Origin of the sequence: Actinoplanes sp. NPDC089786, from assembly GCF_040684855.1 — a bacterium.
GTDB lineage: Bacteria > Actinomycetota > Actinomycetes > Mycobacteriales > Micromonosporaceae > Actinoplanes.
The window spans coordinates 339097-354431 of the sequence record NZ_JBFBGU010000001.1 but is presented as its reverse complement, the minus strand read 5'-3'; the positions used below and the strand labels follow the sequence as shown (position 1 = coordinate 354431).

At 69.3% G+C, this 15335-nt stretch carries 11 protein-coding genes and 1 tRNA gene; 7 read left to right on the top strand and 5 right to left on the bottom strand.

Features of this window, described 5'->3' with window-relative positions; translation table 11 throughout:
- The first annotated feature begins 271 nt into the window (after window positions 1–271).
- Together AB0O15_RS01685 and AB0O15_RS01680 are read left to right on the top strand one after the other, a co-directional pair.
- Window positions 272–1450, top strand: coding sequence for an MFS transporter (locus AB0O15_RS01685; protein ID WP_364312618.1), 1179 nt, complete (start codon window positions 272–274; stop codon window positions 1448–1450).
- Window positions 1451–1876: 426 nt separating this feature from the next.
- A complete protein-coding gene (locus AB0O15_RS01680) occupies window positions 1877–3088 on the top strand; it encodes a low temperature requirement protein A (protein ID WP_364312615.1) in 1212 nt (403 codons plus the stop codon).
- A 300-nt stretch (window positions 3089–3388) separates the two neighbouring features.
- On the opposite strand, the gene AB0O15_RS01675 is transcribed toward AB0O15_RS01680, so the two are convergent.
- Window positions 3389–3479: transfer RNA gene (locus AB0O15_RS01675), tRNA-Ser, on the bottom strand.
- A gap of 994 nt (window positions 3480–4473) precedes the next feature.
- On the opposite strand from AB0O15_RS01675, the gene AB0O15_RS01670 reads away from it, so the two are divergent.
- A complete protein-coding gene (locus tag AB0O15_RS01670) occupies window positions 4474–5223 on the top strand; it encodes a hypothetical protein (protein ID WP_364312612.1) in 750 nt (249 codons plus the stop codon).
- A gap of 118 nt (window positions 5224–5341) precedes the next feature.
- On the opposite strand, the gene AB0O15_RS01665 is transcribed toward AB0O15_RS01670, so the two are convergent.
- Window positions 5342–6094: a CPBP family intramembrane glutamic endopeptidase gene (locus AB0O15_RS01665; protein WP_364312610.1), complete on the bottom strand. Its 753-nt coding sequence runs from the start codon at window positions 6092–6094 to the stop codon at window positions 5342–5344.
- Window positions 6095–6169: 75 nt separating this feature from the next.
- Between AB0O15_RS01665 and AB0O15_RS01660 the strand changes: the two genes are divergently transcribed.
- Window positions 6170–7276, top strand: coding sequence for a globin domain-containing protein (locus tag AB0O15_RS01660; RefSeq protein ID WP_364312608.1), 1107 nt, complete (start codon window positions 6170–6172; stop codon window positions 7274–7276).
- Here the strand turns inward: AB0O15_RS01660 and AB0O15_RS01655 are convergent.
- Complete coding sequence (locus AB0O15_RS01655) at window positions 7269–8810, bottom strand: peptide deformylase (protein ID WP_364312605.1); 1542 nt, start codon at window positions 8808–8810, stop codon at window positions 7269–7271. The two genes, AB0O15_RS01660 and AB0O15_RS01655, sit on opposite strands and share 8 nt — an antisense overlap.
- 269 nt (window positions 8811–9079) lie before the next feature.
- On the opposite strand from AB0O15_RS01655, the gene AB0O15_RS01650 reads away from it, so the two are divergent.
- Complete coding sequence (locus tag AB0O15_RS01650; RefSeq protein WP_364316948.1) at window positions 9080–9838, top strand: IucA/IucC family C-terminal-domain containing protein; 759 nt, start codon at window positions 9080–9082, stop codon at window positions 9836–9838.
- Here AB0O15_RS01650 and AB0O15_RS01645 read toward each other — a convergent pair.
- Window positions 9831–10982, bottom strand: a complete 1152-nt coding sequence (locus tag AB0O15_RS01645) for a monooxygenase (RefSeq protein WP_364312602.1) — start codon at window positions 10980–10982, stop codon at window positions 9831–9833. The genes AB0O15_RS01650 and AB0O15_RS01645 overlap by 8 nt on opposite strands.
- A 268-nt stretch (window positions 10983–11250) precedes the next feature.
- Here AB0O15_RS01645 and AB0O15_RS01640 point away from each other — a divergent pair, with 268 nt between their 5' ends.
- The gene (locus AB0O15_RS01640) at window positions 11251–13104 is read left to right on the top strand and encodes a GGDEF domain-containing protein (protein ID WP_364312600.1); all 1854 of its coding nucleotides are present in this window, start codon (window positions 11251–11253) and stop codon (window positions 13102–13104) included.
- Window positions 13105–13140: 36 nt separating this feature from the next.
- Here the strand turns inward: AB0O15_RS01640 and AB0O15_RS01635 are convergent, their stop codons facing one another.
- Entirely contained in the window at window positions 13141–14571 is a 1431-nt protein-coding gene (locus AB0O15_RS01635) for a hypothetical protein (RefSeq protein ID WP_364312597.1), read from the bottom strand.
- A gap of 60 nt (window positions 14572–14631) precedes the next feature.
- On the opposite strand from AB0O15_RS01635, the gene AB0O15_RS01630 reads away from it, so the two are divergent.
- A complete protein-coding gene (locus tag AB0O15_RS01630; RefSeq protein ID WP_364312595.1) occupies window positions 14632–15081 on the top strand; it encodes a hypothetical protein in 450 nt (149 codons plus the stop codon).
- Window positions 15082–15335: the final 254 nt, after the last annotated feature.

Sequence of the window (15335 nt, the reverse complement as noted above, 5' to 3'; positions counted from 1 at the left end):
CACCGCCGGAAAGAGCGCCAACGTCCTCGACGCGGCAGAAGAGCGACGCACCACGAGGCATGCTTACGGCTGGTCCGACTGAACGATGTCGCGGCAATGGCCTGCAATCGCCTCGCGCAGGAACTTGTTGCATTGCGTCTGCGCTGGCAGGGTGACGCCTCGCGCCCAAGCCGGAATTGTTCCAGGACCAGGGCTCTGAGGCGCCCATAAGCGACGCGATAACGACACCCGGTCCTGCCTCTGGCGGGCCTCTCCGCTCTCCTGCCTTCCGGTGGTTTTCACTGGCCGTTCGATTTCCATGGCAGGCAGTTTCATGTCGCCCGTCGCCCTGGCCTTCGGGGTCCTGGAGATCACCGACAGCGCGGCCTGGCTGTCCGCGGTCACCGCCACTGCAATGGTGGCGATGGCCGCGACGATGCTGTTCGGCGGCGGTATCGCCGACCGGTACCGCCGCGATGCCGTGCTGAGCCTCACCAGTCTTGGCGCGGGGCTCACCCAGGCCGGCGTCGCAGTCCTGCTTCTCACCCATCAACACCCGGTACTGCTGCTGCCCTTAGCCGCCTCCAACGGCGTTTTCCAGGGACTGACCATTCCCGCGCTGCGTGGCATCGTCTCGAACCTCGTAGCTGGGCGCGGCCTTCAGCGGGCCAGCTCCCTGTTGGCCTCCGCCAGAAACACCAACCGGATCCTCGGCCCGGCCACCGCCGGTCTGCTGACCGCATCGATCGGCGGCGGTTGGGCGATCGCCGCGGACGCCGCCTCGTTCCTGCTGGCGGCCGCCTGCTTCGCCCGCATCTCACTGCCCGATCGGCGACCGCGCGCCAAGGACAGCCCGACGATGCTCGCCGACATGGCGGAAGGCTGGAGATACTTCAAATCTCAGCAGTGGATCTGGTCCGTGACCGTGGCCTTCGCCATTTTCAATGCCACCAACAGGGGCGTCTGGCAGATCCTCGGCCCCGTGATAGCCAACGACACCATCGGCGCCGCGGGCTGGGGCCTCGTGCTGAGCGCCCAGGGCATCGGCGCACTGCTCGCCAGCGTGGTGCTGGTGAAGGTGACATTGACGAGACGGCCAATGATGCCGGCCTTGTCCTTGATGGCGCTGGCGGCTCTCCCACTCGTTCTGCTCGGCGCCGGCGCGAACACGTTCTGGCTCGCTGGGGCGGCACTGTTAACCGGGGTCGCCACCGAGTTCTTCACCGTGGTCTGGGAGACCGTCAATTACACCCACATCCCCGAGCGCCTGCTCTCCCGGGTCGGCGCACACGACGAGTTCTGGGGGACTCTGTCCTTCCCACTCGGTCAAATGTCCGCTCCGCTTCTCGCGGCGGCGTTCGGCACCACAGCCGTCGCCGTCATCGGTGGCACAGTTGCGGCAACGGTGATGCTCCTGGCTTCCCTCGTGCCGTCACTTCGCCGGATCGAGATCAACCACGACGACGCCTGACCAGTTCAACTGAAACAACCCTACGCACGCGACGCTCCTTCTACCCTGGCCCGTCGATCTGACTTCGAACTCAGGGATTCGGCGAGACATCGCGCCAGCTGTGCGTGCGTCGGCTAGCGGCGTTGGAGTTGACGATCCGTGACGCGCGGATCGCGGCACGAGAATGTGCCGCCCGACCGGGTGATAGTCCGGATGCCGGCAGTTGAATCGGGGTACCGCTCAATCTCTATAGCGAGGCCGCAGCGCAATTAGTTGGTGGGCGGTCTCGGTGGCGGCCGCATCCTCTTCGTTAGCCTGCTGGCGTTCACCGATGGGCCTGCCGGGGCACCCTGCGCGGCGTCCGATCCGGTGTGGCTCTCCCGTGTGGTCTTGGGTTGCGGGGGTAGTGCTGACCGGCAGCACCGCACCATCGGCCGGGGAGAGCAAGTGTCCAATGACCAGGAACGGTTGGACGAGGAAGAGGCGGAGCAGGTCGAGGCGGTCCGGCCGCCCGACCTGAATCAGGAGTCGGATCGGTCCGCGACCCGCCTGGAACTCTTCTTCGACTTGGCCTTCGTGCTGTTCGTGGCGCGCTGCGCGGACGTGCTCGCGAAGGACGAGACGTGGCACGGCGCGCTGGTGTTCTGCGCCGTTCTCACTATCGGCTGGTGGGCCTGGGCCAGCACGACTCTCTACGCCAATCGGTTCGACACCGACGACGCGATTTTTCGGCTGCTCACCCTGGTCGCCATGGTCGGCGTGGTGGCGATGGCGGCCGGCGTCGATAAGATCGACGGGCCGGAAGGGCGCTGGTTCGCCATCGGCTACGTGATCATCCGGCTGGCGCTGATCGCCGGCTACGTGCGCGCCTGGCGGCACGTGCCGGACGCCCGTGCGACCGCCCGGCTGTACCTGATCGGCCACTCGCTCGGCGCGGTGGTCTGGCTCGTGTCGCTGGCCGTCGCGGAACCGGCCCGGTACTGGCTGTGGGGTGCGGGCGTACTCGTCGACCTGATGTGGCCCACCGCGGCCGCCCGGCTCAAGGACGCCGTCCCGCTGCACCTGGAACACCTGCCGGAGCGCTTCGGCCTGTTCGTCATCCTGGTCCTCGGTGAGTCCGTCGCGGCGGTCGTGACCGGCCTGCACGACGGCGAGTGGAAGCCGGCCGTGGTGGTCACCGCGACGGCGGCCTTCGTGGTCGCGGCGGCGCTGTGGTGGATCTACTTCGACCTTTCCGGCGGTGCGGCCAAGCGGCGCCTGACGGAGGAGGGGGACGAGGTCACCAAGCACGGCGTGCACGACTTCTACGTCTACATCCACCTGCCCCTGGCGATCTCGCTGGCGGCCGTGGCGGTCGGGCTGGAACACGCCGTCCTGCACGGCGCTGACGACCACCTGACGGCCGGGACTCGGTGGGTGCTGGGCATCGCCACCGCCGGCTACCTGCTCAGCGCCGCGGTCATGCAGGCCCAACTGGGCGGCCGGGTCCGCGGGGCGGTGCTGTGGCCGGGTGCCGGCACACCGCTGGCCATGCTGATCGCCTTGCTCGACCTCTCCGCCGTGATGACCGTGGTCCTGTTCGCCGCGCTGACGGCCGCCGGTGTGGTCGCCGGCTTCCTGCTGCACCGCTCCGGCGAGGTCCGCACCGCCAAGGTCTGATCTGACGGCACCGGGTTTAGGTCGATTGCTGTCTTACCGGGAGCCTCTCCCGCATCGACCTCCGCCCCCACCTACCCTCGCCGACCTGCAAGATCAGGTTGGAAAGGGCTCCCTATACAGCAAGCCTTCCGCGAGTCCGCGGGATATTTCTTCGCGTTCCGGCAGCGTCAGCATCACACGCACGGCGGGAACCTGTCCCACCGAACCCCCAAGATCAAATGCTACGACCGTCTGAATCCGCCCGGTTCAGACGCAGAACGCCGGTGGCTGCGGGGCAGCTCACCGGCGTTGGACGTCGAGCGGAGACTCCGGGATTCGAACCCGGGAGGGGCTATAAAACCCCAACCGCATTAGCAGTGCGGCGCCATAGACCAGACTAGGCGAAGTCTCCTCGACGGCGCGTAGCCGTCGAACGACGAGGATACCGGACCCTCTTGGCGGCGAGCAAAGAGGTATGGGGCGTTGCGGGAGCGGTTCGTACCGGGTGAAAACCGCGAGGTCCGGTTAGGCTCTCGCGGATGGAGGATGAGCAGCCTCGTAAGCGCTCGGCCGACGCGGAGTTCAGCGCCCCCGACCAGGCCCCATCGGGTCGTCGTCGGGCGGAGAAGGCTGCCCCTCCGCAGGTCACGTTCCAGCCGCCGACGCCCGAGCCCACCGTGCGCCCCCGCCGCCCGAAGAGCCCCGTCCCGAATCAGGCGGAAGATCAAGACCCAAAAACTGATTCGGGTACGCCCACAGAACCTGCTCGCAACCCAGCCCCACAGCCGCCTTCAGCTGGGCGCCGCAAGTCCACCGCCCGCAAGGCCACGCAATCCCCAACTCCCGCCGAGCCCAAAGCCACCCCCGGCCACCCCCAGGCTTCCCCACCTCCCGCCGCACCCGAGACGCCCCCCGGGCAACCGCCGGCCTCCACACCTCCTGTCAAGCCCGAAGCGACCACCGGACAACCGCCGGCCTCCACACCTCCCGCCCAGCGCCCACCCAGGGCAACCACCCCGGCGAAGAGGCCCCCCGCCAAGGCCGCCAAGAAGGCCACCCCAGCCAAGGCCGCAAAGTCAGCCCCCCGAGCCAAAACCACCAAACCCCCAGCGCAACCAGCCCCCGCCGAGCCCACGACTCCAGCCCTCACCACCCCAACGGCCGCGGCGCCAACTAAGGCAACCGCACCCGCGTCGGCTAGGGCGACCGAACCGGCAGTGCCCAGCTCAGCGGCCGAACCCACGAAGGTCACCGAGCGGACACCCGCCAAACCACCAGCCCCCACCCAGCGCCCCAGCAAAGCAACCCCATCAACGAAACCGGCAGTCCCCGGCGGCGAGCCGATCGACAAAGGCCCCGCCACGGAAGGCACCAAGCCAACCCCCGCCAAGGAGACCCCGCCTCCGGTGACCACCGCCGCCCCGTCCCAGAAGTCACCGTCCGACCCGGTGCCCGCAGCCCCGAAGGCAGAGCTGCAGGCACCGAAGCCCGCAACGCCAGAGGCCGCACAGCACGAAGCCCCGAAGACCCGCACCGAACCTTGGGCCCAACTGGTGGCCAACCCAGGTCATGCCCCCGAGCTGCTGGCCTTGGCGGCCGTACAGACCATCGGCCCCCGGGCCGCCGACTGGGCCCGCCGCCTGCGCGAGCGCTACCCCCACGCCACCGACGCCGGCCTGGCCCGACTGGCCGAACGCCAGTTCATCCGCTTCGGCGGCGTGGGCAGTGTCTTCGCCGCCGCCGCGGGCTCCTACGTCCCGGTCGCCCTGCTCAGTTCCAACGCGCTGACGTACGCGGAGCTGATTCTGCACGTGGCCGCCGCCTACCGGATCGACCCGACCGATCGCGATCGCGCCGTCGACCTGCTCGTCCTCACCCAGGTGCACGCCACCCCGGAGGACGCCGAGGCCGCCCTGACCTCGGCCGAGCAGCCGGCCTACGAGGAGGAGACCCGCCTTACCGACGCCGTCTGGCGCCTGGCCCGGATGGCTTCCGCCCAGGCGGGCGCATGGGCCCTGGTCCGGGGCATCAACCGCCTCTTCCCAGGCGTGACCGTGCTCTCCGCGATCATCACCAGCCGCTCCGGCGTCCGCACGGTCAGCGCCCGGGCAACCCGCTTCTACAGCCGCCTGAACCAGGAGTCCAGCGCCGGCTGAACAGCTCACCGAACGGCCGGCCGGGCCGACGGTTGCGGTCGAGGCGACGCAGCGTATGCGGCAGGCCCGGATGCAATCGGTGATCACAAAAGCGGCAGGGGAGAGGTGGGCGGCCCGCTCAGAGCCAGCTCAACCAAGACTCTGGCAACAGCGTGTAGCCGACGAACGCGACAATATCCAGCAGCGAATGCGCCACGATCAACGGCATGACCCGCTTGAACCGTACGAAGAACAGCGCGAACAAGACCCCCATGATCGCGTTCCCCACGAAGGCGCCGAACCCCTGATACAGGTGGTACGACCCGCGCAGCACCGCCGAAGCCCCGACGATCGCCACCAGCCGCCACTGAAGCCCCTGCAGCCGGGTGACCAGATACCCGACCACGATCACCTCCTCGAGCACCGCGTTCTCCACGGCTTTCAGGACCAGCACCGGCACCGCCCACCACACCGGCTGCAGGGCGGCCGGCACGATCTGGGCGTTCAATCCGAGCTGCGCCGCGGCGTACACCAGCAGAAGCCCGGGAATCCCGATCAGCGCGGCCAACCCCACCCCCCAGCCCCCGTCGAAGCCGGGCCGCACCAACGGCTGGCCGAGCGACGAGCGCCGTGACCCCAGCAGATACAGCGCCAGCAGCACCGGCACCAGCGCGAAGAAGATCCCCAGCAGCTGGTACGTCAGGTCGAGGTACGGCCGCGGCGACTGCGAGGGGTTGAGCGTGGCCTTCGAGGCGGAGAGCGGACCGGCGGTCAGTTTGGCGATGAGGGACACCACGGCATAGACGGCGCTCGCGCCGAGGGAGAGCAGCAGGACGAGAAGGATCTCGATCCCGGGCGAGGTGCGGCTGGAGCGTTCGACGTCGCTGGTCACCCGCACAACGATAAGGGTGGTCAATCGCACTGATGGTGCGTCGTAAATCCGACTGCGCTGCCCACCCTGAGTCACATGGGAGACCTCGCGCGCTTGCTCAAGGAGAGTTGGAGCCTCGTCGAGGAGCATCAGGACAAGGTCGCCGGCTACTTCTACGCGCGGATCTTCCTCTCGCACCCGGACCTGCGGGATCTGTTCCCGGTGCACATGGACGTCCAGCGATCGCGGTTGCTCAACGCGCTCGTCACCGCCGTGCAGACGCTGGAGGATCCGGAGAAGTTCGACCAGTACCTCCGTGACCTGGGGCGCGACCACCGCAAGTTTCACGTGGAACCAGAACACTACGAGGTGGTGGGCGGGGCGCTGATCGAGGCGATGCGGCACTACGCCGGGGAGCAGTGGAGTGTCGAGTTCGACCAGGCCTGGGCGGACGCGTACGCGGCGATCGCGGCGAAGATGCTGGCCGGCGCCGAGGCGGACAGCCTCCCGGCGTACTGGTACGGCGAAGTGGTCTCGCATGAGCGCCGGGCCACGGACATGGCCGTCTTCACCGTGCTGCCGATGCAACCGCTCGACTTCCGCGCGGGGCAGTACGTGAGCCTGGAGTACCCGCGCTCCCAGCCGCGCCTCTGGCGGACGTATTCGATCGCCAACGCGCCGCGGCGGGACAACACCCTGGAATTCCATGTACGCGCGGTCGGCGCCGGCTGGGTGTCGTCCGCGCTGGTCCGGCGCCTGCAGGTCGGCGACATGGTGAAGCTGGCCGCGCCGATGGGCTCGATGAGCCTGGACCGCCGCTCCACCCGGGACGCGGTGTTCGTGGCCGGCGGCACCGGCCTGGCCCCGGTCAAGTCGATGCTGGAGGAGCTGACCCGCTACAACCGGACCCGCTGGGTGCACGTCTTCTTCGGGGCGCGTACCCGCGACGACCTGTACGACCTGGCCGAGCTCAACCGCCTGGCCGCCCGCTATCCGTGGCTCTCCGTGGTCACCGCCTGCAGTGACGACCCGACGTTCCCCGGAGAGCAGGGCAACATCTCGGATGTGGTGGCCCGGTACGGGCCCTGGAACGAGCACGACTTCTTCGTGTCCGGCTCCGGCGCCATGGTCAAGGCCACCCTGAAGACGCTGGCCGAGCAGCAGGTCCCGTCGATCCGCATAAAGTACGACGCGTTCAACTGAACGGCCGCCCGGCCTGCTGGTACTCGGACACCGGAACCAGCGTGGCGTCGGCCGCCATCCGGTCGACGTACAGCTTGCCGTCGAGGTGGTCGATCTCGTGGTTGACCAGCCGGGCCATCGCCTGCTCGAACGACGTGATCACCCGCGTGCCGTCGAACCGGGCGTGCTCCACCTCGATCCGCAGCGGCCGCACCACCAGGCCGCGGTAGTCGAAGAACGACAGGCAGCCTTCGTACTGCTCGTCGCGGTCGCCCGACTCGCCGACCACCCGCGGATTGAGCAGCACCACCGGCTCGGCGTCGCGCTCCGGCGGCCTGACCACCGCCGCGGCCACGGACAGCCCGATCTGCGGCGCGGCCAGTCCGACGCCCCGGCTGAAGTCGTGCAGGGCCTCGAGGCGGTGGAGCGCGGAGAGCAGGGCGGTGACCGCGTCCTTGGCGTCGCCCTCCTCCCGCGGCAGCTGGAAGTGCCGGGAGCGCTGCCGCAACAGGTCGGCGCCACGCTGGACGATGCCGATGCCACGCATCCGGTGTGAGGCGCGGGGCTCGATGGCCGGCAGGGCGGAGCCGTTGATCGGGGCGACCTCCTCGTAGATCGGCGCGCCTGCCCCGCGGAACCGCCACTCCAGCCGGTACCGGGCGTTGAGCAGCGGCTGGTCGGTGGACCACTCGAAAACCGCCCGGCCGTGCTCGTTGTGACGTTCGGCCGGCGTCCGCACGGGTACCTCAGCGGCAAGGGATGTCTCCAGGCCCCACACCTGCGGATCGAAATGCACCGGGAAGTCGAGCCGCACGGTGAGGTGCCGGGTCGGCAGCCGCATGGCGCGCTGGAACCACTGGCCCCACTTCTCCTCGCCGACGGTGTAGCCGTAGGTGATGGTGGTCCGTTCGCCGGGATAGAGGGGGAACTGGCCATGCTCGTTGGCGAACAGCAACCACACCTCCTTGGACGCGTCCCGGTCGAGCTTGAGCCGCCGCTGCATGGGCTCGGCGGCCTCGCCCTCGCCGGCCACCGCCTCGATGTCCAGTTCCTCCCAGGTCAGCGGGTGCTGCCGGTGGTGCTGGTTGGAGCCGGTGGGGTCGTTCGGGTAGCGGTCGACCGAGATCTTCATCAGGTACCGGGTGACCGGCTCGTTGCCCGCGTTGTAGAGCGCCCGGCGGATCACGCATCGGTAGGCGCCGTCGGAGTACCGGAGCTCGGCGTCCTCCCGCTCGACGATCAGCCCGGTGCCGGGCGGCATCCACTGCGCCGGCACCGGCGGGTCACGATGAGCCGCCGCGCCCCGGGCGTGGCGAAGCTCGTCGTACTCCTGGAATTTCTGCCAGATCGCACCGCCCGCGGAAAGCACGGCCTCGGCGCGCCGGGCGAAGTCTTCGGTGGGCTTGTGCCGGCGACCCTCCACGTGGCTGACGTACGACGGATCGAAGCCCATGCGTGCGGCGAGCTGCTTCTTCGTCATGCCCCGCTCGGAACGCCATTGAGCAAGGGCCGTGACGAACTGGTCGGCAGCCCGCTCGACGGGCGAGGTGGTCATCACGGATGTCCCCTTCGCGACGGGAAATTCAGTGTCGCTGGCTCCCGGTGTCAACAAGGGGCTAGTAGCGCGTTGCCGACAGATACCTTGACGAATCCGGCAACGTGGCAACGGTCCGTCAGGACACCGTCGCGTCAGGTATTCGGAGGAATAACACCTGTTGGGGGGCGGTGTGGGTTATCCGGGGTTACCGTGGTTAGGTTAGCCTTAACAAGGTACGGTCAACGCCGATCCGGGGAGGCAAGGGATACGTGACGGCAGCACTCGCGATGCCCCAGCCTCTGGCGCCCGTCACCGACACCCTGCGGGCCATGTTCGGCACCAGCACCCAGCTGCCCGGCCTCGCCCCCGACCTGCTGGTCACCGACCCGGCCGGCTGGCGGCCGACCGCCGATCTGCAGGGCGCCAGCCTCGACGCGCTGCTCGAGGCGTCCCGCCGGCGGTGGAACGCCCAGCCCCATGCCGCCGCGGCGCTGGCCTGGAAGGCGTACACCTATTGGCTCGCTCTTCCGGCGGTCCTCGGGTACGCCTCGGCGCGGCGGGTGCCGCTGCTCACCGCGCGCAACGTCCTGATGCACTTCGACGACCCGCGTCCCCTGGTCACGCTGGGCCTGCGGGCCGACATCCCGATCGCGGTGCTGGCCACCGACCCGCTGGCGCTGAGCGGCCTGCCGCAGGTCAAGGTGGTGCCGAACGAGGCGGCGCTGCGTGCCGAGTTCCGCGCGTCGCTGCTCGACCATCACCTCGACCCGCTGCTCGACGCCATCCACGACCGTGTCCGGCTGGGCCGCCGCACGCTGCTCGGCTCGCTGGCCTCCGGCATCGCGTACGCGGTTCTCCGCTCGGCCGACGTGCTGCCCGGCCGGTCCACCGACACGATCGACACGCTGCTGGCCGCGCTCGGCGTCGACGACCTGATCGAGCTGGTCGACGGGCCCAACGGCGCCCTCGACGTCCAGCGCAAGACCTGCTGCCTGGCCTTCACCCTCCCGCAGCCCAAGGTCTGCAAGGGCTGCTGCATCAAGTAGTCAGGCCTTGGCGCGACAACACCACCACACCGAGGCACATCTCGTCGCTGGTCCCCTCGCCCCACACCACGTAGCGCGGCGGCTGGTTCCGCAGCTGGGGCAGCTTCTGCCGCAATCCCACGTCGTGCGTGCAGGTGACCCGCAGGGTGTCGCCCGGCTTCACCGAGACCGGCTCGGCCAGCGGTTCGATCCCCTGCTCGTCGAAGTTGTACGACGGGACGTCCAGCAGCGTTTTCCCGGAAGCGGAACCGGGGTTGAGCTCGACCTTGATCGACCGGCCCAGCAGGTGCATGTGCCCGCCCAGCGCATAGACCGTGGCCGCCGACGGCACCGGGAAGTCACAGCGGGTCTCGGTCGAGGCGACCGGCACCCGGCCCTGGTTGCAGCGTTGGTTCAGGGCCTCCACCCGGCCCCGGGCGTCGTCGCCGAAGCGCGCGGCCACGTCCTTCACCGCCGCCGACCGGTCGCAGAGCGCCCCCTTCTCGCCCGGCGCGCAGGCCAGCTCGATCGGCGCCGGCAGCAGCGAGGTGCTCAGTGGCGTGGTCCCGGCCCGGTCGGTGAGCCTCAGCCGTACGCCGGAGCGGTCGGTGTCGCCCGGCTTGGCCACCAGCAGGTTGTAGTGCACCTGCATGACCAGCTTGCTCCCGGCGGCCATCGGGTAGCCGATGTCCGGCCGCAGCAGCGTCTCGTCCGCGCCCGGCGCCCAGGACGCCACCCAGGCCGCGGTCTCGGCGATGCCCGCGTTCCCGAAGCAGGTCCAGCCCTCGCCCGGCGTGCCCGCGTCCATCTGCTCGGCCTCGGCGGCCTGGTCGGGGGTGATCCGGAAGAAGATCGCGTGGTGTACGACGGCGGCGTTCTGCGGCAGGAACTGGCTGCCGGTCAGGAAGGATTCGCCGCTGATGCCCGGGTCGACGAGGAAGCAGCGGTAGTCGTCGGTGCCCCCGTGCGGCGCGGCCGGGGCGTAGGCGGCCGGCATCGAGACGTCGACGAAGCGCTCGCCGGCCCGGAGCGGCGCCGCCGGAGCGGCCGATCCGGAGTGCTGATGGACCGGCGGCGCGGCCTCCCCGGCGCTCTGACCAGAAGAACAGGCGGAACCCCCGAGGAGTACGCCGACGAGCACGCTGATCCATCCGATTCGCCGCATCTGTACACCACCTCCGACAACGCAGCGTGCTCTACTTCGGACCATCTGTCACTCTTCGGTGCACTATCTGACGTTCCCGCCACTCCGGTTCCGCAAGATCCCTCATCTCCCTCGAAAATCTGACGAATCGACTACAGGAGGGATTCACCGAACCGGTCAGGCGGGCCGGATGGGCGCAGGCGGCGGAGAACCGGGCGTTGATCTGCTTATGCTGCCCTGGACCGGTAGATCAACTCGGGCGGCGACGGGAACAAGGAGTGACACGCGAATGACGGAGCGTACGTTCGCGGTCCTCTCGCCCTTCGTCGGCGGCGACTACTACGGCGCGATCATCGCGGGAGTCAACGCGGCCGCCGCCGCCCGGGGCGACGCGGTCATCGCCATCCAGACGCTCGACCCGGGCTCGCACAGCGCCGACCACAGCGGGCTGCCCGATTTCCACCGGCCGGTGGCCTGGGATCACGTCGCCGGGCTGATCATCCTCCCGGGGGCGGTGCACACCGAGTACGCGCTGGCCGCCCGCCGGGCCGGGAAGCCGGTCGTGCTGATCGGCCACGAGATCGACGGCGACAGCTCGTCGGTGGTGGCCGACAACCGGTCCGGCGTACGCGAAGCCGTCACCCACCTCATCACCCACGGCCATGAGCGGATCGCCTTCGCCGGCAACCTCAGCCACTTCGACGTGCGGGAACGCCACGAGGGCTACCGCGAGGCCCTGTTCGCGCACGGGCTCACGCCGCGCGCCGACCTGCTCTTCGACCTCCAGGACAACCACGAGACCGGCGGCGAGGACGTGGCCGACCTGCTCATCCAGGCGGAGATGCCGGCCACCGCGATCGTGCTGGGCACCGACCGGAACGCGATCGGGCTGTTCCGCCGGCTGGCCGCCGCCGGCTACGAGCTGCCCGGTGAGCTGGCCGTCATCGGCTTCGACGACATCCCGGACGGGATGTACCTCTATCCGGCGCTGTCGACCGTGCGGCAGCCGCTGGACCAGGTCGGCGCGGCCGCCCACGCGCTCGCCCGGGAGCTCGCCGACGATCCGGACAAGCCTCGTGAGCTGCGCGAGGTGCCGACCGTGTTCGTCCGCCGCGACTCCTGCGGCTGCCCCAGCGACGGGCTACCGGTCTCCGAGCCGCACACCCGTGAGCTCTTCGGCGACGTCCACTACCTTCAGACCACCCTCAATATCCAGTACGAGCTGAGCATCGAACTGCTCGGCACCCGCGGCGAGCGGGATCCCCGATCGCTCACCTGGCTGGACCGCACCACGGCGGTCGGCGGCGTGCTGGGATTCTGGTCCGCCGGCGACCACCTGGACCTGGTCGGCGAATTCCGGCTCGGCGCCGGTGGAGCGCCGGCCGGCGTGGTGGGCACCTCGATGCCGGTCAGCCAGTTCCCGCCGCGGAGCCTCTTCGACCTGGCCGACGGCCCGGCCGGCGACATCGTCTTCGTGGTGCCGGTGAAGAGCGAGTCGCACAACTGGGGGCTGCTCTCGGCGGTCGGCCGGATCCAGGCCAGCACCCCGCCCGGCCGCGAGATGATGAACCACTCCGGCTCGCTGCTGGCCGCCGCGCTCGACCACGTCACGATGGTCAAGGCGCTGCGCGAGCAGGAGGAGCGGCTGCGTAACGCCGCCCTGCACGACTACCTGACCGGGTTGCCCAACCGGGTGCTGCTGGCCGACCGGCTGCGGCAGGCCGGGCTGCGGGTGTCCCGGCAGGCCGGCCACCGGTTCGCGGTGCTGCTGCTCGACCTGGACGGGTTCAAGGCGGTCAACGACTCACTCGGGCACGCGGCCGGCGACCAGATGCTGGTCGAGGTGGCCACCCGGCTCACCGGGCTGCTCCGGGAGTCGGACACGGTGGCCCGGCTCGGCGGCGACGAGTTCGTCGTACTCCTCGACGGGGTGACCGTGCCGGACGGCCCGCAGGCCGTCTGCGACGCGATCCGCGCCGCCCTGACCAAGCCGTTCGTGATCGACGGCCGGGACGTGCAGGTCGGGGTCAGCATCGGGGTCGCGCTCTCCACGCCGACCGCGTCCGACCCCGACCATCTGCTGCGCGAGGCGGACGCCGCGATGTACCGCGTGAAGTCGGCCGCCCGCAACGTCGCCGGCTGAACCGGGCCGGCTGAACCGGGCCGGCTGAACCGGTGGCTAGCTGATCACCGGGCCGGTCAGGACCGCGTTCGGGTTGTCCACCAGGCTGCGCACGTTCCAGGTCCAGACGCCGCCCTGCCAGGTCGGCTCGAAGCCGAGCAGGTCGGTCATCGCCCGCAGCATCTCGACGTCGCGCGTCTGCGGCTGGAGGACGATCACGCCCGCCTTCCAGTAGCGCAGGTCGGCCAGCGTCATCTCGCGCCGGGTGTCGGTGATCTCGGGGGTCGGGTTGCCCTGCTGGATCGAGGCCATCAGGCCGCTGGTCGGCCGCCACGGCGGCGAGAACAGCGCGGTGCGGTCGGTCGGGTCGAGCGGGTTCTGGTTGGGCAGCAGCGCGTAGGTGCCGGAGATGCGCATGTCCAGGCCGGTGTACGCGGTCCAGCGCAGCGGCTCGGGGTAGCCCGAGTCGGGCAGCGGCAGCGTCACCACGGTGTGGTTGTCGTCGGCGTACTGCTTCCAGGCGCCGGAGGTGACGAACTCGGGGACCGGGGTCATCGGGGCGCTGCGGACCGGGGTCGGCACCAGCGGCACCAGGGCCATCGCCACCGAGGTGATCATCGCCACCCGGACCGGGCCACGCGCCGACGGCTGGGAGCGGACCAGGTCGATCGCCTTCTGGCAGCCGATCGCCAGCACGATGCCGACCACCGGGGCGATCGCCATCGCCCAGCGGGTGGGCACCGCCGAGTTGAGCACCGGGACGCTGTGCAGCACGGCCCAGATGCCCGGGACGCCGGTGTTGATGCCGTTCAGGTAGATCCGCGGGCCGAGCGACATGGCCGCGAACAGCAGGCCGATGCTGCCCAGGGCGACCACGGCGACGTTGCGCCGCAGCCAGACCAGCAGGCCGAGGAAGAGGATGACCAGGCCCCAGCCGAAGAACGCGTTCTCCTCGGCCGGGTTCTGGGCCAGCCGCTCGGCGGTCAGCTCGTTGCCGGCCACCGACCGGGTCGCGTACGAGGTGAACGAGCCGAGGTCGGCGCCGAAGTTGCGGACGAACTGCGGCAGGCCGTGGTAGCTCTGCGGCCCGAAGAACTGCACGGCCAACGGGTAGGCCAGCGCACCCAGCGTGACGATCGCGGTGACGCCGAGCCCGCGCAGGAAGGTGGCCACCTCACCGGGGTGGGTACGCCGCCGGGAGATCGCCATCACCGCGCTGAAGATGCCGAGGCCGACCGCGGTCATGAAGAGGATCTCGAGGTTGATGAACGCCTGCCAGATCAGCAGCCCGCCCAGGATCAACCCGTTGCGGAGGGCCTTGCCCGGCGTCCGCAGCGCGAGGCAGCGCCAGATGATCAAGGGCACCAGGAATTGCGAGACGATGTTCGGGTGACCGCCGGCGTGCGAGATCATGCTCGGCGCGAAGGTGCAGAACAGCGCGCCCACCCAGGCGGCCAGCCGGGACGCCACGAACACGCGCGAAAGCACCAGATACCACGAGATGCCGGTAACTGCCAACGCGAGCGTAAGAAATAAGTTGAAGGCCACATGTGGGCCGAACAGAAGAGTGATCGGCGTCATCGGCAGCGAAACGGCCAACACCGAGGTGTTGGCCATCATGTTCACCCCGTCGGGGTAATTCATGCGATCGGAGAAGAACGGATAAGCGCCATCCGTAACGACGCGAGCACCGTGCGCCAGCATCATCTCGAAGAACGCTTGATCTTGTGGATCATCACGCAACTGATGATCAAGATTGAGCCACAACGGCGCCGTGATGAAGAGCGCTACCCCAACCAAACTGCATATGGCGAGGACGTCCCGCCAGGTGAGAGTCCGCCAGAAGCGCGGGCGAGCCGCAGGCTCGGCCTCGGGCTCAGCTGCGGGTATGACCGCGATCGTGGGACCGGACACATCGACGCCGAGGCTCCGGAGTTCCACATCGATGTCGCCGGACTCGGCAACATCGCGGGGCCGCATGGCACTCCCGCCGGCTGACTGACCGCTCGAGTCAATACCCGTAATCGTCATAGCATCGGCCACCCTAACCGAGGTTGGTAACGTTGCAGTGTCGGGCGGCCGATGCGTGATCGAGCCGATATGTGACATCGCGTCCAACTCACCGCGTACCCGCGAGGCAATGTCTCAATCAGGCAAAAAATGAGTGGCCCTCCCCCGCTCAACTTTCGCCACTGGACGCCGGATGGTTAACTCGGTCAGTCCCGCTGTCAGCTCGGATAGGCAAGACGAGG

Bases quoted from the DNA above. Each gene is read 5' to 3' on its own strand.
- AB0O15_RS01660 (WP_364312608.1), top strand. From the start codon at position 6,170: ATGGGAGACCTCGCGCGCTTGCTCAAGGAGAGTTGGAGCCTCGTCGAG.
- AB0O15_RS01645 (WP_364312602.1), bottom strand. From the start codon at position 10,982: ATGCGGCGAATCGGATGGATCAGCGTGCTCGTCGGCGTACTCCTCGGG.
- AB0O15_RS01655 (WP_364312605.1), bottom strand. From the start codon at position 8,810: ATGACCACCTCGCCCGTCGAGCGGGCTGCCGACCAGTTCGTCACGGCC.
- AB0O15_RS01640 (WP_364312600.1), top strand. From the start codon at position 11,251: ATGACGGAGCGTACGTTCGCGGTCCTCTCGCCCTTCGTCGGCGGCGAC.
- AB0O15_RS01650 (WP_364316948.1), top strand. From the start codon at position 9,080: ATGCCCCAGCCTCTGGCGCCCGTCACCGACACCCTGCGGGCCATGTTC.
- AB0O15_RS01630 (WP_364312595.1), top strand. From the start codon at position 14,632: ATGTGGGCCGAACAGAAGAGTGATCGGCGTCATCGGCAGCGAAACGGC.